Below are 20,224 nucleotides of genomic sequence, written 5' to 3'. Positions count from 1 at the left end.
CATGGTTAAGTCGACTAATCAGCACAGATTGTCAAGCAGGACCAGCCGGTACCCGGCGAGCAAGTGAATCAAGCCGCGGACACGCGGCAGGCGTAGGCCGGTCACCACCGGCGAGAGGGGTCGGGTCACTGTGACCGCACCGATCGAGACCACCGCAGCGGCAGCCGAGGCACAGCCGGAGGCTGTGCTCGTCGGTGCCGGTAAGGGGCAGATCGAGGGCCGTTCCCTGGGGCAGATCGCCTGGTCCCGGTTCAAGCGGGACAAGGTGGCGGTCGTCGGCGGTGTCATCGTCATCCTGCTGGTGCTGACCGCGATACTCTCCCGGCCCATCCAGGCGCTGTTCGGCCTCGACCCCAACGCCTTCAACCAGGACCTGATCGACCCCAACACCTCCCTCCCCACGGGCGGCTGGGGTGGTATGAGCTGGGACCACCCGCTCGGTGTCGAGCCGAAGTTCGGGCGCGACATCGCCACCCGCATCCTGGAGGGCTCCTGGGTCTCGCTGGTCGTCGCGTTCGGCGCCACGATCCTGTCCAACGTGATCGGCACGGTCCTCGGTGTTGTCGCCGGCTACTACGGCGGCCGGGTCGACACGGTCATCAGCCGACTGATGGACACCTTCCTCGCCTTCCCGCTGCTGCTGTTCGCCATCGCCATCTCGGCGACACTCCAGGGCGGCGCGTTCGGCCTCGAAGGTCTCCCCTTGCACATCAGCGTGCTCATCTTCATCATCGGTTTCTTCAACTGGCCCTACCTCGGGCGCATCGTCCGCGGCCAGACCCTGGCCCTGCGGGAGCGCGAGTTCGTCGACGCCTCCCGCGGGATGGGCGCGAAGGGGCCGTACATCCTCTTCCGCGAGCTGCTCCCCAACCTGGTCGGCCCGATCATCGTCTACTCGACGCTGCTCATCCCGACCAACATCCTCTTCGAGGCGAGCCTGAGCTTCCTCGGCGTCGGCATCCAGCCCCCGCAGGCGTCCTGGGGCGGGATGATCAGCGAGGCGGTCACCTACTACGAGGTCGATCCGCAGTTCCTGATCGTGCCCGGCCTCGCGATCTTCGTCACCGTGCTGGCGTTCAACCTGCTCGGCGACGGTCTCCGTGACGCTCTCGACCCGCGCAGCCGCTGACATGCGGCCGCGTCGAGGGTCCATCAAGTTTCCAACTATGGAGGGGAAGCAGACCATCATGCGAAGGTCAGCGCTGGCCGCGGTTGCGGCCATCGGCACTGTGAGCCTGCTGCTTGCGGGTTGCAGTAAAGCCGATGACAACACGAACGACGAGACCAAGTCAGCTGGGGCCAACGCAGCGACCAAGGACGTCGTCAACGCCTCGACCCAGAAGGGCGGGACGGTCACCTACGAGTACTCCGACGTCCCGGACTCCTTCGACCCGGGCAACACGTACTACGCGTACATGTACAACTTCAGCAGGCTGTACGCCCGCCCGCTGATGACCTTCAAGCCCGCTGCCGGCGACAAGGGCAACGAGCTGGTCCCGGACCTCGCCGCGAGCGCGGGTGTGCCGAGCGACGGCGGCAAGACCTGGACGTACAAGCTGCGTTCGGGCCTGAAGTACCAGGACGGCACGGCGATCACGTCGAAGGACGTCAAGTACGCCGTGGAGCGCTCCAACTTCGCGCGTGACGTGCTCTCCCTCGGCCCGAACTACTTCCAGCAGTTCCTGGAGGGCGGCGACAAGTACAAGGGTCCCTACAAGGACAAGAGCGCCGGGGGCCTGGCCTCCATCGAGACGCCGGACGACACCACGGTCGTCTTCAAGCTCAACCGCGCCTTCCAGGAGTTCGACTACCTGGTCGCCACGCCGCAGACGGCCCCGGTGCCGCAGGCCAAGGACACCGGTGTCGACTACGTCAAGAGCATCGTGTCCTCGGGCTCGTACCAGTTCGAGAGCTACGAGGAGGGCAAGCAGGTCACCCTCGTCCGCAACAAGAACTGGGACGCGTCGACCGACCCGCTGCGCAAGCAGTACCCGGACAAGATCGTCGTCAAGCTGAAGGTCAACGCCGAGACGATCGACCAGGACGTCCTGGCCGGTAACGCCATCGACCTGGGCGGTACGGGTGTCCAGGCCGCGACGCAGGCGAAGGTCGTCAACTCCGCCGACCTGAAGGCCAACACCGACAACGCCTACGGTGGCCGTCTCGTCTACATGGCGATCAACACCAAGCTCGCGCCGTTCGACAACGTCGCCTGCCGCAAGGCCGTCGAGTACGCGATCGACAAGGTCTCGGTACAGACCGCCGAGGGCGGCCCGATCCGTGGTGACATCGCCAGCACCGTCCTTCCGCCGGACATCCCGGGCTACGAGAAGTCGGACATCTACGCCTCCACCGGCAGCAAGGGCGACGTGGCCAAGGCCAAGGAGCAGCTGACGGCCTGCGGTAAGACGTCGATCACCACGAACATCTCCGCGCGCAGCGACCGTCCGGCGGAGATCGACGCGGCCACCGCGATCATCAACTCGCTGAAGGCCGCCGGCATCAACGCCAGCCTGAAGCAGTACCCGTCGGGCAAGTACTTCACCGACAACGCGGGTGTCCCCGAGTTCGACAAGAAGAACAACATCGGTCTGATGATGATGCAGTGGGGTGCCGACTGGCCGTCCGGCTACGGCTTCCTCCAGCAGATCCTGCACGGTGACGCGATCGGCGCGTCCGGCAACACCAACCTGTCGCAGCTCGACAACGCCGACGTCAACACGACGCTGGAGAAGGCGATCGGCACGGAGGACAAGGCCGCGCGTGACGCCATGTACACCGAGGTCGACAAGAAGGTCATGGAGGAGGCGGCCCTCGTTCCGCTGACCTACTTCAAGGTCCTGCTGTACCGTCCGGCCGGCTTCACCAACCTGGTCTCCACGTCGGCCTTCAGCGGTCAGTACGACTACCTCAACATCGGCACGACCAAGAAGTAGCCCCGGAAGGCAGGTGAAGGCATTGGTGCCCGCGGGCTCAGCAGCCCGCGGGCACCAGCGCCGGTCCCGTGATCTCGTACATCCTCCGCCGGATGGCCGCGGCAGTGATCCTGCTGCTGGTCGTCACCGCGGTCACCTTCGCCATTTTCTTCGTACTGCCACGGTTCGCCGGTCAGACCGCCGACTCACTGGCCCAGCAGTACATCGGGAAGAACCCGTCGTCGGCCGACATCGCCGCGGTCAAGCACAACCTCGGACTGGACCAGCCCCTCTACCGCCAGTTCTGGGACTTCATCAAGGGGATCGTGGTCGGCGCCACCTATGACCTCGGCCCCACCACGGCGCACTGCGACGCGCCCTGTTTCGGCTACTCCTTCAAGACCCACCAGGCGGTCTGGCCGGAGCTGACCTCCCGCATTCCGGTGACGGTCTCGCTGGCCGCCGGTGCCGCCGTGCTCTGGCTGGTGTCCGGTGTCACGGCCGGTGTGGTCTCCGCGCTCAAGCCGCGCTCGTTCCTCGACCGCACCTTCATGGGCATCGCCCTCGCCGGCGTCTCGCTGCCCATGTTCTTCACGGGCAACCTCGCGCTGCTGCTCTTCACCTTCCAGTGGCCGATCTTCGGCCGCACGTACGTCCCCTTCACCGAGAACCCCGCGCAGTGGGCCAACACGCTCTTCCCGGCGTGGTGTTCGCTCGCCCTCCTGTACTCCGCCATCTACGCGCGGCTCACCCGCTCGGGCATGCTGGAGACGATGAACGAGGACTACATCCGTACGGCACGCGCCAAGGGCCTGCGTGAGCGCAAGGTCGTGGTGCGGCACGGGCTGCGGGCCGCGCTGACGCCGATCATCACCATCTTCGGCATGGACCTCGGTCTGCTGCTCGGCGGAGCCGTGATCACCGAGAGCGTGTTCTCGTTGCCCGGCATCGGCCAGTACGCGGTACAGGGCATCACCGACAACGACCTGCCCAAGATCCTCGGTGTCACTCTGCTCGCCGCCCTCTTCGTCGTTGTCGCCAATCTTCTGGTGGACCTGCTCTACGCGGCCGCCGACCCGCGGGTGAGGCTCTCGTGACCGAACTGTCCAAGACCGGCGCCGCGGTGGGCGAGCCCTCGCCCTCGAACGCGCCCGGCGCATTCCTAGAAGTCCGTGACCTCAAGGTGCACTTCCCGACCGACGACGGCCTGGTCAAGTCCGTCGACGGACTCAGCTTCCAGCTGGAGAAGGGCAAGACTCTCTCCATAGTCGGCGAGTCCGGCTCGGGCAAGTCCGTCACCTCGCTGGCCATCATGGGTCTGCACCGGCTCGGCGCACGCGGCAAGAACGTGCGGATGAGCGGTGAGATCTGGCTCGACGGCAAGGAACTCGTCGGCGCCGACCCGGACGAGGTGCGCAGGCTGCGGGGCCGCGAGATGGCGATGATCTTCCAGGATCCGCTGTCCGCGATGCACCCGTACTACAAGATCGGCAACCAGATCGTGGAGGCGTACCGCGTCCACCACGACGTCAGCAAGAAGGTCGCCCGCACCCGGGCGATCGAGATGCTCGACCGGGTCGGCATCCCCGAGCCCGGCAAGCGCGTCGACAGCTACCCGCACGAGTTCTCCGGCGGTATGCGCCAGCGCGCGATGATCGCGATGGCGCTGGTCAACAACCCCGAGCTGCTCATCGCGGACGAGCCGACGACCGCCCTCGACGTGACCGTCCAGGCGCAGATCCTCGACCTGATCCGCGACCTCCAGAAGGAGTTCGGCTCCGCGGTCGTCCTCATCACCCATGACCTCGGCGTGGTCGCCGAGATCGCCGACGAGGTCCTGGTGATGTACGGCGGCCGGTGCGTGGAGCGGGGTCCGGTCGACGAGATCTTCGAGCAGCCGCAGCACCCGTACACCTGGGGTCTGCTCGGTTCCATGCCGCGCATCGACCGCGAGACCTCCGACCGGCTCATCCCCGTCAAGGGCCAGCCGCCGAGCCTCATCAACGTCCCCTCGGGCTGCGCCTTCCACCCCCGCTGCCCGTACGCGGACATCCCCAAGGGCGACGTCACCCGTACCGTGCGCCCGGAGCTCCAGCAGGTCGAGGGCGGGCACTTCTCCGCCTGCCACCTCTCGCAGGAGGACCGTACGCGGATCTGGACCGAAGAGATTGCGCCGAAGCTGTGAGCGATACCGAGAAACTGGAGCAGGGGTCGGCGAAAGCGGCCGACGAGCGCGAGGTGCTGCTCAAGGTCGAGGGCCTGGTCAAGCACTTCCCCATCAAGAAGGGGATCCTTCAGCGGCAGGTCGCCGCGGTGAAGGCCGTCGACGGCATCGACTTCGAGGTGCGCAAGGGCGAGACCCTCGGCGTCGTCGGCGAGTCGGGCTGCGGCAAGTCGACCATGGGCCGGGTCATCACCCGGCTCCAGGAACCGACCGCCGGCTCGATCCACTTCGAGGGCCAGGACATCACCCGGCTGAACTCGGCCGGGATGCGTCCGCTGCGGCGGGACATCCAGATGATCTTCCAGGACCCGTACGGCTCGCTGAACCCGCGCCACACCATCGGCTCGATCGTCTCGGCGCCCTTCCGGCTCCAGGGCGTGGAGCCCGAGGGCGGGGTGAAGAAGGAGGTCCAGCGACTGCTTGAGCTGGTGGGCCTGAGCCCCGAGCACTTCAACCGCTACCCGCACGAGTTCTCCGGCGGCCAGCGCCAGCGCATCGGCATCGCCCGCGCGCTCGCCCTGAAGCCGAAGCTGGTCGTGGCCGACGAGCCGGTGTCCGCGCTGGACGTGTCGATCCAGGCGCAGGTCGTGAACCTGATGGACGACCTCCAGCAGGAACTCGGCCTGACGTACGTGATCATCGCGCACGACCTGTCCGTCGTACGCCATGTCTCGGACCGCATCGCGGTGATGTACCTCGGCAAGATCGTCGAACTCGCCGACAAAGCCTCCCTGTACGAGGCGCCGATGCACCCGTACACCAAGGCCCTGATGTCGGCGGTCCCGGTCCCCGACCCCAAGCGCCGGGGCACCAAGAGCGACCGCATCCTCCTCAAGGGCGACGTCCCGTCCCCGATCGCACCCCCCAGCGGCTGCCGCTTCCACACCCGCTGCTGGAAGGCGACGGAGATCTGCAAAACGACCGAGCCTCTCCTCCTGGAGCTGAAGCCGGGCCAGCAGGTGGCGTGCCACCACCCGGAGAACGCGGAAGACCAGGCCCCCCAGGACACGGTGCTGCTGGACGCGGCCAAGGAGGCCCACCTAGGGGCGCGGGGAACTGCGCGATCAACCCCCACGGACCCGCAGCCGAAGACCGAACCGGAAGACGCCCCCCAGGAGTCAACAGACAAGTAGGGCATGACGAGTTGGCAAAGTCATGCACATGTTCGAACGGGAGAGCGCAGAGTCGTACGTGTAGGTCCTATCCGACCGTTACACGCTCGAAAGGGACGACTCATGGCACTCTCCCGTTCGGCACGTTTAGGGGCCGTCGCCACCGCGGCGGCCTCTTTCTTCGTCATCGCCGCCTCCTCCGGCCCGGGGCCGGGTGCCGACGGCGTCGGCGACTCCTACTTCCCCCAACTCGGCAACGGCGGCTACGACGCCCGCCACTACGCCCTCGACCTCGCGTACGACCCGGACACCGACCGCCTCGACGGCCGTACGACCCTCACCGCCCGCGCCACCCAGAACCTCTCGTCCTTCGACCTGGACCTCCAGAAACTCGAGGTCACGAAGGTCGAGGTGAACGGCAGACGCGCCCAGTTCACGCGCGAGGGCGACGAGATCCGCATCACGCCCCGTGGCTCCCTGTCCAAGGGCCGGGAGTTCAAGGTCGCCGTCACCTACGGCGGCGTACCCGAACCGCTCGGCGGGCCCATCGTCTTCGGCTCCCAGTACGGCTGGATGAAGACCACCGACGGCGTCTTCGTCGCCTGCGAACCCAACGCCGCCTCCACCTGGTTCCCGTCCAGCGACCACCCCTCCGACAAGGCCGCCTTCGACATCCGGATCAAGGCGCCGAAGGGGCTCACCGCCGTCTCCAACGGCCGGCTGGTGTCGACGTACGACAAGGGCGGCTCGACGTACACCCACTGGCGCGAGAAGAAGCAGATGGCGACCTACCTCGCCACCGCCACCATCGGGAAGTTCGACGTGAGGACCGGTGTCACGCCCGGCGGGACGCCGATCTACGTCGCCATCGACCCGGTGCTCGCCAACAGCAACAACGTCGACGTGTACGCGGTGACCGCCGAGGCCACCGACTACTGGTCGAAGGTCTTCGGGCCGTATCCGTTCGAGGAGACCGGGGCGATCGTCGACGACATGCCGGCGGCCGGGTTCTCGCTGGAGACACAGACCAAACCGGTCTACTCGGCCGTGCGCAACGAGACGACCATCGTGCACGAGCTGGCCCACCAGTGGTTCGGCGACTCCGTGTCGACGGAGCGCTGGAAGGACATCTGGCTCAACGAGGGCTTCGCGACCTACTCTCAGTGGCTGTGGGCCGAGTACAAGGGCACCCGCTCGGCGCACGACTCCTTCCTGGCCGGGTACAACGCCCGCCCCGCCGACAACGCCTTCTGGCAGACCGTCGTCGGTGACCCGCAGCGCGACACCATGTTCGCCTCGGCCGTCTACCAGCGCGGCGCGATGACCCTCCAGGTGCTCCGCGAGCGCATCGGCGACGCGGCCTTCTTCAAGCTCCTGCCGACCTGGACGAAGCTCCACCGGTACGGCAACGCGAACACCGACGACTTCGTCCGGCTCGCGGAGAAGATCAGTGGGCAGCAGCTGGACGACCTCTTCCAGACCTGGCTGTTCACGACCGGCAAGCCAGTCATCTAGGCCTGTCATCCAAGAGGTCGCGCACGTCTCACCTTGCTTTGTAAGGCACACGCTCGTTTCTGGGCGAGAATATGGGGGTGATCCAGCAGCTCTTCAGCCCGTCCGTCCAGCACACCCTCGACCTCGTCGGCATCTTCGTCTTCGCGATCTCGGGCGCCCTGCTCGCCGTACGCAAGAACTTCGACGTCTTCGGGATCGCCGTACTCGCCGAGGTCACCGCGCTGGGCGGCGGGCTGCTGCGGGATGTCGTCATCGGGGCCGTGCCGCCGGCCGCGTTCACGGATCTCGGGTACTTCCTGACCCCGCTGCTCGCCGCCCTGCTCGTGTTCTTCCTCCATCCGGAGGTGGAGCGCATCCAGGTCGGCGTCAACGTGTTCGACGCGGCGGGGCTCGGGCTGTTCTGTGTCACGGGCACGGTGAAGGCGTACGACTACGGTCTGGGCCTCACCGCCTCCGCCGCCCTCGGTCTCGCGACCGCCGTGGGTGGCGGAGTGCTGCGTGACGTTCTCGCCAACGAGGTGCCCTCGCTGCTGCGCTGGGACCGGGATCTGTACGCGGTCCCGGCGATCGTCGGCTCCGCGCTGACCGTCCTGTGCATCCGCTACGACGCGCTCACCTCACTCACCAGCGGGCTTGCGGTCGTCACGGCTTTCGTACTGCGGCTGCTCGCGATGCGGTTCCACTGGCGAGCGCCGCGCGCGTGGAACCGGCGGTCGACGGCGACCGAGGGCGAGTAGTCCGCCCCGAGGACGTGGAGCCGATCGTTTTGTGACCGCCCGCGTCGAACTGCTGTGTGAGCCAGCGGAACACCGTGGTGATCTGGGGCCGCCACAGCGCCATGTTGTGGCCGCCCGCGCTGCGCGGCAGATAGACCACGTCCACCGTCGTCGGTGACTTCGCCACCCGCTGGAGGGCCATGCCGGCCTCGTAGCCGTCGCCGGACTCGCCGGAGACGTAGAGCGCGATCGCGGGTGCGACGCGGTCGTGCTTGAGGATCAGATACGGGTTGTTGGCGGCCCGCAGCTGCGGGGTCTGCGCGGCCAGGGACAGGGGTTCGCCGATCGGGTCGTTGTAGCCGGACATCGACACCCCGGCCCGGTAGCGGTCGGGGTGCGCGACCGCGAGCTTCGCCGCGCAGTGCGCCCCGGCCGAGTACCCGGCCACCGCCCAGCCGCCCGGCCCGCCCTCGGCACGGAAGTTGTCCGTGACCATCTTCGGTACGTCGACACTGAGCCAGGTGTCCGCGTTGACCCGGCCCGGAATGTTGGCGCAGCCCGTGTCCGCGTCGGCGATGAGAGTCGTACGCGGCGACACCAGGATGAAGGGCGTGACCTGGCCGTTCTTCATCAGCGGCAGCAGCTGCTGGGGCGCGTGCAGCGAGCCGAACCAGGACTTCGCCGAGCCCGGGTAGCCCGGCAGCAGCTCCACGACCGGGAACTTGCGGTGCCGGTAGGCGGCCTCGTGGTACTGCGGGGGCAGCCAGACGTAGACCTCGGCGTCGACGCCCGAGACCTGGCCCTTGAGGTCGGTGACCTGGACGCCGCCGGCCGCGTGCATGCCGGGCCCGTTGGCCTCTCGGAACGTCTGCTTCACCTTCGGCAGGTCGCGCAGGGAGATACCGCCGGTGCCGTCGGCGCCGAGGTTCGCGGCGGCCTGGACGTGGTCGCCCGTGCCGAGGAGGTCGCCCCAGTTGTCGTACAGGTTGTTGGAGTTGTTCACCAGCAGGAAGACCAGGGTGACCGCCGTGGCCTGGGCGAACAGCACCATCAGCAGCCGGGCGGCGCCGCGTACCGGCGCGGGCCCGCGCACCCGGGACCAGAGGGCGAGGGGCAGCAGTACGGCGACGGCGGCGAGGGCGATCGTCGTGATGAGGAACGGCGTACCGGTGAGGCTCATGTCTGGGAGGAGGGTGATCGGGCCGGTCGGGTCACGGCTGCGCGGAAACCCTTACCCAAGACATTCCGGACACTTACCAAGTGTGGGCGGCGAGGAGCATGAGGGGGGCGACGTCAAAAGCTACCGCTTAGTATTTCTCTGTTGTACCGTTCACGCATGCCAGAAGCAGCTTCCGCCCAGGCCGCGCGGGCCACCATCGGCGACAGCGAGTTCGACCGCGACACCGCCGTCACCCGCCGCGAGACCGGCGTCTACGACATCGACCTCAACGTCGGCTGGACCATCCAGAACGCCCTCAACGGCGGCTATCTGCTGGCCGTCCTGGGCCGCGCCCTCGCGGACGCCCTTCCGCACGCCGACCCCTTCAGCATCTCGGCGCACTATCTGACCGCGTCCCGCCCCGGTCCGGCCGTCGTCCGCACGGACGTGATCCGCACCGGCCGCAGACTGTCGACCGGCCAGGCCTCGCTCTTCCAGCAGGACGAGGAGGGCAAGGAGGTCGAGCGGATCCGTGTCCTCGCCTCCTACGGCGACCTGGACGCCCTTCCCGACGACGTCCGGACGACCGCCGAGCCGCCCGCGATACCGCCCATGGACCAGTGCTTCGGCCCGCAGGACGCGCCCGACCGGGTCGCCGGCCGCTCCGCCATCGCCGACCGGCTGTTCCTCAAGCTCGACCCGTCCACCCTCGGCTGGGCGGTCGGCGCGCCCTCCGGCAAGGGCGAGATGCGGTCCTGGTTCGGACTCGCCGACGGCCGCGACGCCGACCCGCTCTCGCTGCTCCTCGCCGTCGACGCGCTGCCGCCGACCGCCTTCGAGATCGGCCTCTCCGGCTGGGTCCCGACGGTCGAACTGACCGTGCACGTACGCTGCCGCCCCGCCCCGGGCCCACTGCGGATCGCGATAACGACCCGCAACCTGGCAGGCGGCTTCCTGGAGGAGGACGCGGAGGTCTGGGACAGCACGGACCGACTGGTCGCGCAGTCACGGCAGTTGGCGAGCGTGCGGCTGGGGTGAGGTGTGGGCCTCGGGCGGGGCGTGCGGCTCGGGTGAGCGTATTCCTCGGGGGAGGTTGCGGCTCGGGTGAGGTGCGCGGGTGGATGACCGGCGCTCGCTTGCCGGCGCCGGTCGGGCTGCGTCGGGCCGGGTTGCGCCGGTCGTGGGGTCGGTGGCGTCGGCCGGTTATGGTCTTGGGCCCGCGACCGCGTAGGCCGTGGTGCCGGCGACCGTGAGGGGCAGAGTCGTCCAGCGGGGGACCGGCGCCCGCTTGTCGGCGCCGGTTCGGTGGCCCGGTTCGGTCAGCGTCTTGGGCCCGCGATCGCGTAGGCCGTCGTGCCCGCGACCGTGAGGGCCAAGGCCGTCCAGGTGGCCGTCGCCGTGCCGGAGGGCAGCAGCATCCAGGTCGCCACCTGTGTCGGCGTGCTCGTCGGGGGTGGGGCGACGAACGCGAGCGAGAGCCAGGCGAACGGTAGCGTCCAGGCGTACTGGGCGCCCGCAAGTGCCGTGCCCAGGGCTGCCAGGCCCATCAGGCCCGCGCTGTCCCGGACGACGAACGCGGTCGTGGCCGTCTCCCCGCCGCCCATCCCCTGTACGGCCAGGAGCGTCGCGGCGACGACCGCGCCGGCGAGCAGTACGTGCGCCGCTCTCCGGGGCGCCCAGCGAATCGCGGCCGTACGGTCCAGCGCCAGGTCCTGGCCGCCGAGTCCGATCGAGGCCGCCATCGCCCCCGTGGCGAGGACGAGCACGACAGGCCGGGGATCACCGGGGCCCTCGCCCCCGTCCCCCGCGAGCGCCCACACCGACACCGCGCTGATCAGCACGGCGGTCAGCGATGCGGGTACCTGCCGCGAACGCGCGTACAGCGTCAGCCATCTCACCGGCAGCCGTCCCGTCGTCACCCCTCTCATCGGGACGCCCCGCCGGACAGCACCTCGAACGCGTCGGCCTTGCAGGACAGCGCGGCGGCGCGCATCGCGTTGATCCGTGCGAGCTGTTCGGCCCGTGGCATCGCCATCAGCTTCTTCCACACCGGGCGGCTCTCGACGAGCGGGTCGCCCGAGAAGGAGTCGGTGCCGTCGATCCGCTCGAGGCCCCCGAGGACCCAGCCCGCCGCGACGGTCTGCGCGATGTCGTCTCCCCCTACGCTGCTCCAGCCGACGGGGGAGCACCCCGGCACCATGCCCTTGGCGACCAGCGCCCGGGGCAGCTCCTCGCCCTTCGCGGCGGTGACGAGGTCGTCGTCGAAGTCGAGCAGCACGGTCGTACGGGACCACTTCGGCGTGGAGCCGTGCGGCAGTACGGCGGTGTTCTCCCGTACCGAGACCGGCGCCTCGGCGCCCAGGGCGGTGCGCAGCAGGCGAAGTGCCTCCTTGCCGGGGCCCGCCAGGCCCGCGAGCCGGTCCTGGTGTGCCTTCGTCACGCACACCGGGCCGTCGCACACCAATTCGGCGGCCGCCTTGTCGACCACGTACATCCGGCGCGGGTCGGAGGGCAGGACGAGCAGGGCGATCGCCGCGCTCGCCAGGACGGGCGTCAGGGCGGTCAGCCGGGCGCGCGGGGTGACGGCGACCAGCAGCGCGAAACCGGTCGCGGCCATGCCGAGCAGCCAGACCGTCTGCCCGAGGTGCACGGAGGCGGAGAGCGTGACGAGCACGCCGCGTACCTCTTCCACCTCCGGTGACAGCAGCGAGATCCGGTTCGGCTCCGTGGTCGTGAACCCGTCCGCCGTGGGCGTGTCCGTCCGGCCCAGCGACATGTGCATGAGGGCCGTGAACACGAACGCGGTCATGGCCAGCGCGGGCGGCGTGAGCGCGGAGGGCACGGCCCGCCCGGCGCCCATGCCGAGCACGGCCCCGGCGACGAGGAAGCCTGCCCCGATCAGCGAGATCGGCAGCCAGCCGAGGTGCGTGTACTCGGTGTGGGCGAGCACCTGGACCCCGCCCACGGCCACGAGGAGCGCGAAGGCCGAGGCCAGTGTGAGCGCCGTCGTGCCCGCCAGCAGGGCCGCGCGGTGCCGGGCGGGCCGTGGCGTGCTCGTCAGCAGCTCGGACATCTTCGAGCGGTGGTCGCGCAGGCCTTGCAGTGCCCCGAGGCCGACGGCGATCGGCCACAGGTAGAACAGCAGGGAGCGGGTCCACATGGCCAGCGACGTCCACTGGGCCGTCCACGCCGTGGTGCCCCGCCACCAGGCGCCGTCGAGCAGATACAGGAACGCCAGCGCGGTCGTCAGGACCACGAGACCGGCCCAGGGGGCGACGGAACGCCTCAACTCGATACGCAGCACACGGGTGTTCACCAAGTGCCCCTTACCTGCTCGGGGTTGAGGAGCAGCGCCGAGTAGCCGCGCTCCAGGGGGCTGTCGCCCGGGTGCTCCGGGCCGCCCATCGAGGCCAGTTCGTCCGGCGGGCCCTGGAAGACCAGCCGGCCCTCGGCGAAGACCACCACGTCGGTGCAGGCGGCGGCGACGTCCTCCACCAGGTGCGTCGAGACGAGCACACAGGTGTCCGTGCCCAACTCCTGGAGCAGCTCCCGGAATCGGAGCCGCTGCGCCGGGTCCAGGCCGACCGTCGGCTCGTCGAGGAGCAGGATCGTCGGGTCGTTGACGATGGCCTGGGCGATACCGACCCGCCGGACCATGCCGCCCGACAGCGCCTTCATCCGCTCGTCGGCACGGTCCGCGAGGCCCACGCGCTCCACGGCACGCTGCACCGCCCCGGGGATCTCCGCCTTCGGCACCTCCTTCAGCCACGCCATGTACTCGACGAACTCGCGCACGGTGAAGCGCTTGTAGTAGCCGAACTCCTGCGGCAGATAGCCGATCCGGCGGCGCAGCGCACGGTGCTCGCCCATGCCGGCCACCCCGCCCACGGACTCGCCGAGCAGCTCCAGGGTGCCCTCGGTGGGGCGCAGCACGGTGGCCAGCGTCCGGATGAGGGTGGTCTTGCCCGCCCCGTTGGGACCGAGGAGACCGTGGACACCGGTGCCCAGCGACAGATCGAGGCCGTCGACGGCCATCCGTTTCCTGCCGACCCTGACCTTCAGCCCGGTCGCCAGGATCTCCCAGGCGTAGGCGGTCGGTGCGATGTCGGCCGTGCTCACGGCGGAGGTCATGGTCGGTCCTGCCTTTCCGATGGTCATCGATGGGCTCCCAGCACGGAGTACGCGCCCCTGCGGGCGACCACGACACCTACGCCGAGGACGAGGAGCAGCCCCCACACGGGCAGACCGTCCGCCCGCAGAACAAGGGCCGTACGGCCGGCGGCCAGGGTCGGTGCCACGACCACGGCGGCCCATACGGCGGCCAGCGCGACGGCGGCCCGGGTCACCCCGATGACACCGCCGAGCGCCAGGGTCGTCGCCGTGAACGCCAGACAGGGCAGCAGCCACTGGGCCACCATCACCCCCGTCACCCACCCGCCCACCAAGAGCGCGGGCACGACCACGCCGAGCACGGACGCGGTGCGCCGCAGCACCAGCTGGAGCCCGGCCCTGGGCACCGAGGCGGTCAGTTCGTACGCCGGGTCGAGACCGCGCGACCAGGACGCCGCGACGCCGAGCACGGGCAGGACGGGCGCGAGCAGCAGCACCAGCGAGACGTCACGGGAGCCGGAACCCGAGCCGCTGTCGCCGAGGTCGAGCAGCAGGGCCAGCAGCGTCACGGCCACGACCATGGCCAGCCACGGCACCATCGTGGGCGTCATCCACCGCGACAGCCGCCCCGACCAGCGCCGCCCGCGCGGCATCGGGGCGGTGGCCGCCAACTGTGGTTCGAGACCGGACCACACGCTGCCGACCAGCGCCGCCACGGCGGGCACCCCGGCGCCGACGGCGGCGGAGAGCCGGTCACGGCACTCCCGGCACGTCTCCAAGTGGGCCTCCACGGCCCACACTTCGTCGGCGGCGAGGCCGGTGCCGCCGTGCGCGTACCCCTCGATGATCCGCGCCGACGCGTGTTCCACACTGTTCCCACTCATGCCAGCGCCCTCCGCATCGCGATCCGGGCCCGGCGGGCACGGGTCTTGACCGTGCCCTCGGGCAGCCCGAGCAGGACCGCGGTCTCCCGGACGGACAGCCCGTCGAGCACCATGGCCTGCAACACCTGTCTCAACTCCGGCGCGAGGCACCGCAGTGCGTCCCCGACATCACCGCCGACGGTCTCGGCGAGCGCCAACTCCTCGGCGGCGGGCGCCACTTCGGGCCCGGCGGCGGCCGGTGGCGGCTCCGCGTGATGGGCCCGGCGCCGGAACGCGTCGACCAGCCGACGCGCCGCGATCGTCCACAGCCAGCCGACGGCCGTCCCACCGACCGCGGCCCCCGCGAACGCACCCGCCGCGCGCCACACCGCCAGGTAGGTCTCCTGCATGACCTCGGCGACGATCTGCTCGTCCGCACACCGGCGGCGCAACCGCACCGCCAGCCACGGCGACGTACGCCGGTACAACTCCTCGAAAGCGCGCCGGTCGCCCTTGGCCACCAGCCGCACGAGACGCTCCTCGTCCACCTGATGCGGCGCTGCTGCCCTCACTGATCTCACACCGGCTAGACGCCCGAGCGGGCCCACGGGTTTTCCCCTGGACGTGACCCCCGCCACACAGGGGCGGCGCTCTCATGCTTCTGTCACGGACCTGTACCAGCGGGTAGTTTGACCGTTGAGGAGAAAGGCCAGGTCAGAGCCGTTCCTATAGGGGCGCTTTGCCTGACACACAGGCAGGGAACAGGGCGGGCCCAAGGAAGCGCTAGGTGCCGTTGATTCGATGCCCGCCTCGAAACTCCCTCATCTTTCCTGGAGTTGTTTCTCATGAAGCGTGTGCGTCTCGTCCCCGCCGTTGCCCTGCTGGCGCTGTCCCCGCTGGTCCTCACCGCCTGCGGTTCGGGTGACTCGTCGACCTCGACCAGCGGCAACTCCGGCACGTCCAGCCAGAGTTGCCAGGCCCCGTCCGGTGCCCCCTCGGGCGCCCCCAGCGGTGCCCCGTCAGGCGCCCCGACCGACGGTGCGTCAGGAGCGCCATCGGGCGCGCCGACCGGCGCGGCTCCGTCCGGCGCCCCGTCAGGCGCCCCCTCGGGCATGCCGTCGGGCGGCCCCGGCGGTGGCGGTGGCGGCCAGGGTGGCGGCGGTGGCTGCGGCGGCGGCCCGGGCGGCGGTCAGGGTGGCCAGGGTCAGCAGGCCCAGCAGCAGGGCTGACATGCCGTAGCGGCATCGCAGGTACGACATGGGCGGCGCGCTCGACGAACGGGCGCGCCGCCCACGTATGTTCGGGGCGCGCCCCACCAGGGGCGCGGGGAACTGCGCGACCAGCCCCCACCGGCCCGCAGCCGAAGCACCACACTCCGCTCCGAACAGTTCACCCCAGCCAGTGCCGACGCCCGATGGCAATCAACCGCATCCGCCGCGTGGCAACCTGGGCCACCTGGTCGCGCTGCGCCTCCGGCGCGTCCAGGGTCTCCAGGAACTGCGACGCCGTCATCAGCATCTGGTCGACGTACAGGCCCGCCAGCATCAGCAGGTCCTCCTCCGTCCAGCCCGCCGACTCGGGCTGTTCCGCGAGCGCGTCCCGCACCTCCTCGGCGAACCGGGCCAGTTGGTCGCGGATGGCCTCGCGGACCGGCTGGACCCCGCCGTGCCGCTCGCGCGCGATGAAGCGGACGTGCGCGGGCTGCGCCTGGACGTGACGGGCGATCAGGTCGACCGCGCGGACTATGCGGTCCTCGCTGTCGCCCGACCCGGACACCGTCGTGGCGATCATCGGGTGCAGGCTGCCGAGCGCCTCCTCGACGAGGGCGACGCCCAGGTCGGCCGTGGAGCGGAAGTGGCGGTAGAAGGCGGTCGGGGCGACTCCGACGGCACGCGTGACCTCGCGCAGACCGAGGCTGCTCAGGCTCTGGTCCTCCAACAGGGCGAGCGCCGCGTCCAGGAGCGCCTGCCGGGTCTTCTGCTTCTGGGCCTGCCGGATGCCGAGAGTGTGACTCATACCATGCAGTTAACAACTGTTCTCTGTAATTGGAAAGCCGGGCGGCGCGCTAGACTCAGGAGTCAGTGAACAAGTGTAACTACAAGCGTTCACTGAAATGTAACGAACGAAAGGGATCCCCTCCCATGTTCTTCCTCGTGGCCGTCCTTCTGCTGCTGGGCATGATGCTGGGCACCGTCGCCCACGTCCCGGTCTCGTTCACCGTCCTGGCCGCCGCCGGCATCGCCGTCTGGCTCGGCATCTTCGCGCTCCGTGAGCGCCTCGCCCGTCGGAGCTGATCACCATGCAACTCACCGCGTCGGCCACCGGCCGTACCGAGCGCACCGGCCCCCGCGACGCCGACGGCATGGCCGTCGCGTCCTTCGTCCTCGGCCTGCTGGGCCTGCTGGTCCTGAACATCTTCCTCGGCCCCGTGGCCATCGTCCTGGCCGTCGTCGCCCTCTGGCGCGGTACGAAGCGGCGCGGCCGGGCCCTCCTCGGCCTCGGTCTCGGCATCGCCGACCTGGTCGTGCTCGTCACCCTCATGCAGCTCGACCACACCGTCTCCTGGAGCTTCTGACCGGGGTCCACCCGTTTCCCCGTCGGCACGGCGCCGTAGAATCACGACACCATGGCATACCTCGACCACGCCGCGACCACCCCGATGCTTCCGGAGGCGGTCGAGGCAATGACCGCGACGCTGGGCGTCACCGGTAACGCCTCCGCACTCCACGCGGCCGGCCGCAGAGCGAGGCGTACGGTCGAGGAGGCCCGCGAGACGCTCGCCGAGTCGCTCGGCGCCCGGCCCAGCGAGGTCGTCTTCACCTCCGGCGGCACCGAGGCCGACAACCTCGCCGTCAAGGGCCTGTACTGGGCCCGCCGCGACGCCGACCCGGCCCGTACGCGTGTCCTCGCCAGCCCCGTCGAGCACCACGCCGTCCTCGACGCCGTGCACTGGCTCGGCGAGCACGAGGGCGCCGACGTCGAGTACCTCCCCGTCGACGCGTACGGCCGCGTCCACCCCGACGCCCTGCGCGAGGCCATCGCCCGCAACCCCGACGACGTCGCCCTGGCCACGGTCATGTGGGCCAACAACGAGATCGGCACGATCATGCCGGTCCGTGAACTCGCCGATGTGGCAGCCGAGTTCGGCGTCCCGCTGCACGCCGACGCCGTGCAGGCCTTCGGCCAGGTGCCCGTCTCCTTCGCCGATTCCGGGCTCGCCGCGATGACAGTCTCCGGCCACAAGGTCGGCGGCCCGTACGGCATCGGCGCGCTGCTGCTCGGCCGTGAGTACAGCCCCGTACCCGTGCTGCACGGTGGCGGCCAGGAGCGGCACGTACGGTCCGGGACCCTCGATGTGCCGGCCGTCGCCTCCTTCGCGGTGGCCGGGCGGATCGCCGCCGAGCAGCAGGAGTGGTTCGCGCACGAGATCGGGGCGCTGCGGGACTCGCTGGTCGAGGAGGTGCGGCGGGTGGTGCCGGACGCGATCCTGGGCGGTGACCCGGCGGACCGGCTGCCCGCCAACGCGCACTTCACGTTTCCCGGCTGCGAGGGGGACTCGTTGCTGCTGCTTCTGGACGCGCAGGGCATCGAGTGCTCCACCGGCTCCGCGTGCACGGCAGGGGTGGCGCAGCCGAGCCATGTGCTTCTGGCCACCGGTACGGATCCCGATCTGGCTCGGGGCACACTTCGGTTCTCCTTCGGCCACACCTCCACGCAGGCGGACGTGGAGGCGGTGGCGAAGGTGATCGGTCCTGCGGTGGAGCGGGCCCGGGCTGCCGGTTTGAGCTGAGCGCTCCGCTGGACAGGCGGTTCCTTTGTCCGCGGGCCGGTGGGGGCTTGTCGCGCAGTTCCCCGCGCCCCTTCGGGGCTCGGCTCAGTTCAGGTTCGGTATCGGGTTCACCAGGGCCGCGCCAGGCGCCAGTCGGCTTGCCGCTGCCTCGCTGGTGCCCGGCCAGATTGCCGGGCAGTGGGTGTTCGGGGCCGGGGGTGTCAGGGTCGTCAGGTAGGTGTCGGTCGCCTCGCGCATGCACGGGCTGCGCCAGTACGTGATGTGGCCGACGCCGTCGTAGGTCAGGAGGCGGGCCTCCCGGCCCATCTGGCGGGCCGCGTTCGTCGCCCAGGCGTGCGGGGTGGCCACGTCGTAGCGGCTGTTGGTGAGGAGGATCGGTGGGGTGCCGTTCACCCGGAGCGGGTGCTGGGGGTTGGCCACCTGGTCCGTCCAGTTCTGGCAGCTCGTCATGTAGGACCAGCCGAGCGACGCCACCCGGGTGAGGGGCGCGATCCGGGCCAGCTCCGTCTTGTACCGGGCCGTCGTCGCGTACGAGGGAACGTCCAGGTCGAAGTCCTGGCACAGGACCGGGTCGTAGGTGAACGCCACCGGGGTGCCGGCCGCCGCCGTGGCCGCCTTCGTGTCCGTGGCCGTCGCCGCCGGGGTCTCGGCCACCACGGTCATCTTCGAGAGGATGAAGGCGAACGTGGACCAGTTGTCCGGCTCGTACATGTAGCTGTAGGCCGAGCCCAGGAGCGTCGAGGTGGGGAAGGGCCGGTTCGAGAGGGTGTAGATCAGGCGGCCCTCCTCGGCCGCCTCGTAGTACGCCGCGAAGAGGGCGCGTACGTCCTGGCCGTACAGGTCGCAACTCGGTGTGCGCTCGCACCAGTCGGCGAACAGGCCGAACGAGGCTTCCAGGGTCTCCGTACGGGTCTTGAGGATGCCCCACGCGCCCAGGCTGTGGTCCATGTTCGAGTCCAGCACCATCGCGCGGACCCGGTGCGGGAACAGTTCGGCGTACTGCTGGCCGATCAGCGTGCCGTACGAGCCGCCCCAGTAGCTGATCCGCCGCTCACCGAGAGCCGCGCGGATCGCGTCCATGTCCCGGGCGACGCTCCCCGTGTCCATGTGGTCGGCGAGCGGCCCCGACACCTCGCGGCAGTTGTCGGCGAGGGCGCGGTTGGCCTCGCGGAGGGTCTGGAACGAGGCCTCGTCCGTCGGGCTCAGCGCGGCCCGCCGGGCGTCCACCATCTCCTTGTCGCAGCGCATCTCCGCGCTGCGGCCGATACCGCGCGGGTCGAAGCCCACGAAGTCGAAACGGGCGGCCAGTTCGGGGGAGAAGGAGAACGGCGCGCTCAGGGCGAGGTTCACCCCGGACTGGCCGGGGCCGCCCGGGTTGAGCAGCAGCGAGCCGATCCGGCGGTCGGGATCGGTGGCCCGGTGCCGGGCGAGGGCCAGGTCGACGGTCGTGCCGTCCGGGTGCTGCCAGTCCACCGGGACCGTGAGGGTGCCGCACTCGAACTCGCCCTCGCCGGACGGGGATTCGCAGGGCACCCAGGCTATGGACGAGGTGGTGGCGGCGGGGACGGCCGCGGTGGCCGTGCCGGTCAGTAACTGGCCGAGGAGCGCGGAGGCCGCCACGGCGACGGCCGCGAGCCTGCGTCTGGATGTGTATGTGGGGGCTGACATGGATCACAGCATGAACCCAACTGCCCCACAGCCCAAGGAAACTGATGGATCATCAGGAAATTCGTCGGACGGTCCGAGTGAGTGTCGACACTCGGACTAAATTCCAGAGATCTAGCTCAATATCTGCGCTAACTGTCGACAGTGTCGCGCTG

20 protein-coding genes are annotated in these 20,224 nt (G+C 69.8%); 11 read left to right on the top strand and 9 right to left on the bottom strand.

Annotated features, from left to right (window positions below):
- Nucleotides 1-130: 130 nt before the first annotated feature.
- The 7 genes from OG787_RS13165 to OG787_RS13135 all read left to right on the top strand — a co-directional run bounded on the left by OG787_RS13165 (nucleotide 131) and on the right by OG787_RS13135 (nucleotide 8,503).
- Nucleotides 131-1,129, top strand: a complete 999-nt coding sequence (locus OG787_RS13165) for an ABC transporter permease (protein ID WP_369032408.1) — start codon at nucleotides 131-133, stop codon at nucleotides 1,127-1,129.
- 37 nt (nucleotides 1,130-1,166) lie between these two features.
- On the top strand, nucleotides 1,167-2,936 hold the full coding sequence (locus OG787_RS13160; RefSeq protein WP_369032407.1) for an ABC transporter substrate-binding protein: 1,770 nt from the start codon (nucleotides 1,167-1,169) through the stop codon (nucleotides 2,934-2,936).
- Between the two features lie 68 nt (nucleotides 2,937-3,004).
- A complete protein-coding gene (locus OG787_RS13155; protein WP_405535304.1) occupies nucleotides 3,005-4,012 on the top strand; it encodes an ABC transporter permease in 1,008 nt (335 codons plus the stop codon).
- Nucleotides 4,009-5,100: an ABC transporter ATP-binding protein gene (locus OG787_RS13150; protein WP_369032405.1), complete on the top strand. Its 1,092-nt coding sequence runs from the start codon at nucleotides 4,009-4,011 to the stop codon at nucleotides 5,098-5,100. Before OG787_RS13155 ends, OG787_RS13150 begins: the two co-directional genes overlap by 4 nt.
- Complete coding sequence (locus OG787_RS13145; RefSeq protein ID WP_369032404.1) at nucleotides 5,097-6,272, top strand: ABC transporter ATP-binding protein; 1,176 nt, start codon at nucleotides 5,097-5,099, stop codon at nucleotides 6,270-6,272. The genes OG787_RS13150 and OG787_RS13145 overlap by 4 nt, the downstream gene beginning before the upstream one ends.
- Before the next feature lie 102 nt (nucleotides 6,273-6,374).
- Nucleotides 6,375-7,766 (top strand): M1 family metallopeptidase, encoded by a 1,392-nt coding sequence (locus tag OG787_RS13140; protein WP_405535302.1) that lies wholly within the window; start codon nucleotides 6,375-6,377, stop codon nucleotides 7,764-7,766.
- A gap of 77 nt (nucleotides 7,767-7,843) precedes the next feature.
- On the top strand, nucleotides 7,844-8,503 hold the full coding sequence (locus OG787_RS13135; RefSeq protein ID WP_235474678.1) for a trimeric intracellular cation channel family protein: 660 nt from the start codon (nucleotides 7,844-7,846) through the stop codon (nucleotides 8,501-8,503).
- On the opposite strand, the gene OG787_RS13130 is transcribed toward OG787_RS13135, so the two are convergent.
- Complete coding sequence (locus OG787_RS13130; RefSeq protein ID WP_369032402.1) at nucleotides 8,409-9,662, bottom strand: alpha/beta hydrolase; 1,254 nt, start codon at nucleotides 9,660-9,662, stop codon at nucleotides 8,409-8,411. The two genes, OG787_RS13135 and OG787_RS13130, sit on opposite strands and share 95 nt — an antisense overlap.
- A 156-nt stretch (nucleotides 9,663-9,818) precedes the next feature.
- Between OG787_RS13130 and OG787_RS13125 the strand changes: the two genes are divergently transcribed.
- On the top strand, nucleotides 9,819-10,679 hold the full coding sequence (locus tag OG787_RS13125; RefSeq protein WP_369032401.1) for a thioesterase family protein: 861 nt from the start codon (nucleotides 9,819-9,821) through the stop codon (nucleotides 10,677-10,679).
- 281 nt (nucleotides 10,680-10,960) lie between these two features.
- Here the strand turns inward: OG787_RS13125 and OG787_RS13120 are convergent, their stop codons facing one another.
- From OG787_RS13120 to OG787_RS13090, 7 genes are all read right to left on the bottom strand, one after another.
- The gene (locus OG787_RS13120; RefSeq protein ID WP_369032499.1) at nucleotides 10,961-11,539 is read right to left on the bottom strand and encodes a hypothetical protein; all 579 of its coding nucleotides are present in this window, start codon (nucleotides 11,537-11,539) and stop codon (nucleotides 10,961-10,963) included.
- Between the two features lie 26 nt (nucleotides 11,540-11,565).
- A complete protein-coding gene (locus OG787_RS13115; RefSeq protein WP_405535300.1) occupies nucleotides 11,566-12,957 on the bottom strand; it encodes a hypothetical protein in 1,392 nt (463 codons plus the stop codon).
- Nucleotides 12,954-13,799: an ABC transporter ATP-binding protein gene (locus OG787_RS13110; RefSeq protein ID WP_405535298.1), complete on the bottom strand. Its 846-nt coding sequence runs from the start codon at nucleotides 13,797-13,799 to the stop codon at nucleotides 12,954-12,956. Before OG787_RS13110 ends, OG787_RS13115 begins: the two co-directional genes overlap by 4 nt.
- Nucleotides 13,796-14,635 carry a zf-HC2 domain-containing protein gene (locus tag OG787_RS13105; protein ID WP_405535297.1) on the bottom strand — a complete coding sequence of 280 codons (840 nt, stop codon included), beginning with the start codon at nucleotides 14,633-14,635 and terminating at the stop codon, nucleotides 13,796-13,798. Before OG787_RS13105 ends, OG787_RS13110 begins: the two co-directional genes overlap by 4 nt.
- Complete coding sequence (locus OG787_RS13100) at nucleotides 14,632-15,186, bottom strand: RNA polymerase sigma factor (protein ID WP_405535296.1); 555 nt, start codon at nucleotides 15,184-15,186, stop codon at nucleotides 14,632-14,634. The genes OG787_RS13105 and OG787_RS13100 overlap by 4 nt, the downstream gene beginning before the upstream one ends.
- A gap of 522 nt (nucleotides 15,187-15,708) precedes the next feature.
- Nucleotides 15,709-15,873, bottom strand: a complete 165-nt coding sequence (locus OG787_RS13095) for a hypothetical protein (RefSeq protein ID WP_405535295.1) — start codon at nucleotides 15,871-15,873, stop codon at nucleotides 15,709-15,711.
- Between the two features lie 130 nt (nucleotides 15,874-16,003).
- Nucleotides 16,004-16,630, bottom strand: coding sequence for a TetR family transcriptional regulator (locus OG787_RS13090; RefSeq protein WP_369032395.1), 627 nt, complete (start codon nucleotides 16,628-16,630; stop codon nucleotides 16,004-16,006).
- Between the two features lie 125 nt (nucleotides 16,631-16,755).
- Between OG787_RS13090 and OG787_RS13085 the strand changes: the two genes are divergently transcribed.
- Genes OG787_RS13085 through OG787_RS13075 form a run of 3 tightly spaced genes read left to right on the top strand, consistent with a single transcriptional unit; the run spans nucleotide 16,756 to nucleotide 18,404 of the window.
- Nucleotides 16,756-16,908, top strand: coding sequence for a hypothetical protein (locus tag OG787_RS13085; protein WP_369032394.1), 153 nt, complete (start codon nucleotides 16,756-16,758; stop codon nucleotides 16,906-16,908).
- Between the two features lie 5 nt (nucleotides 16,909-16,913).
- Nucleotides 16,914-17,189, top strand: coding sequence for a DUF4190 domain-containing protein (locus tag OG787_RS13080; RefSeq protein WP_369032393.1), 276 nt, complete (start codon nucleotides 16,914-16,916; stop codon nucleotides 17,187-17,189).
- Between the two features lie 51 nt (nucleotides 17,190-17,240).
- Nucleotides 17,241-18,404, top strand: a complete 1,164-nt coding sequence (locus OG787_RS13075) for a cysteine desulfurase family protein (RefSeq protein WP_405535292.1) — start codon at nucleotides 17,241-17,243, stop codon at nucleotides 18,402-18,404.
- An 84-nt stretch (nucleotides 18,405-18,488) separates the two neighbouring features.
- On the opposite strand, the gene OG787_RS13070 is transcribed toward OG787_RS13075, so the two are convergent.
- Entirely contained in the window at nucleotides 18,489-20,072 is a 1,584-nt protein-coding gene (locus tag OG787_RS13070; RefSeq protein WP_405535290.1) for an alpha/beta hydrolase, read from the bottom strand.
- Nucleotides 20,073-20,224 lie beyond the last annotated feature (152 nt).

It is taken from the genome of Streptomyces sp. NBC_00075, from assembly GCF_045041225.1.
GTDB lineage: Bacteria > Actinomycetota > Actinomycetes > Streptomycetales > Streptomycetaceae > Streptomyces > Streptomyces adonidis.
The sequence above is the reverse complement of the archived record's forward strand: the minus strand, read 5'-3'. Positions and strand labels throughout refer to the sequence as shown.

Excerpts from the sequence above, each read along its gene's own strand:
- OG787_RS13075 (WP_405535292.1), top strand. The coding sequence starts at position 17,241 with ATGGCATACCTCGACCACGCCGCGACCACCCCGATGCTTCCGGAGGCG.
- OG787_RS13105 (WP_405535297.1), bottom strand. The coding sequence starts at position 14,635 with ATGAGTGGGAACAGTGTGGAACACGCGTCGGCGCGGATCATCGAGGGG.
- OG787_RS13110 (WP_405535298.1), bottom strand. The coding sequence starts at position 13,799 with ATGACCATCGGAAAGGCAGGACCGACCATGACCTCCGCCGTGAGCACG.
- OG787_RS13090 (WP_369032395.1), bottom strand. The coding sequence starts at position 16,630 with ATGAGTCACACTCTCGGCATCCGGCAGGCCCAGAAGCAGAAGACCCGG.
- OG787_RS13080 (WP_369032393.1), top strand. The coding sequence starts at position 16,914 with ATGCAACTCACCGCGTCGGCCACCGGCCGTACCGAGCGCACCGGCCCC.
- OG787_RS13160 (WP_369032407.1), top strand. The coding sequence starts at position 1,167 with ATGGAGGGGAAGCAGACCATCATGCGAAGGTCAGCGCTGGCCGCGGTT.
- OG787_RS13140 (WP_405535302.1), top strand. The coding sequence starts at position 6,375 with ATGGCACTCTCCCGTTCGGCACGTTTAGGGGCCGTCGCCACCGCGGCG.
- OG787_RS13125 (WP_369032401.1), top strand. The coding sequence starts at position 9,819 with ATGCCAGAAGCAGCTTCCGCCCAGGCCGCGCGGGCCACCATCGGCGAC.
- OG787_RS13070 (WP_405535290.1), bottom strand. The coding sequence starts at position 20,072 with ATGTCAGCCCCCACATACACATCCAGACGCAGGCTCGCGGCCGTCGCC.
- OG787_RS13085 (WP_369032394.1), top strand. The coding sequence starts at position 16,756 with ATGTTCTTCCTCGTGGCCGTCCTTCTGCTGCTGGGCATGATGCTGGGC.
- OG787_RS13130 (WP_369032402.1), bottom strand. The coding sequence starts at position 9,662 with ATGAGCCTCACCGGTACGCCGTTCCTCATCACGACGATCGCCCTCGCC.
- OG787_RS13095 (WP_405535295.1), bottom strand. The coding sequence starts at position 15,873 with ATGTCGTACCTGCGATGCCGCTACGGCATGTCAGCCCTGCTGCTGGGC.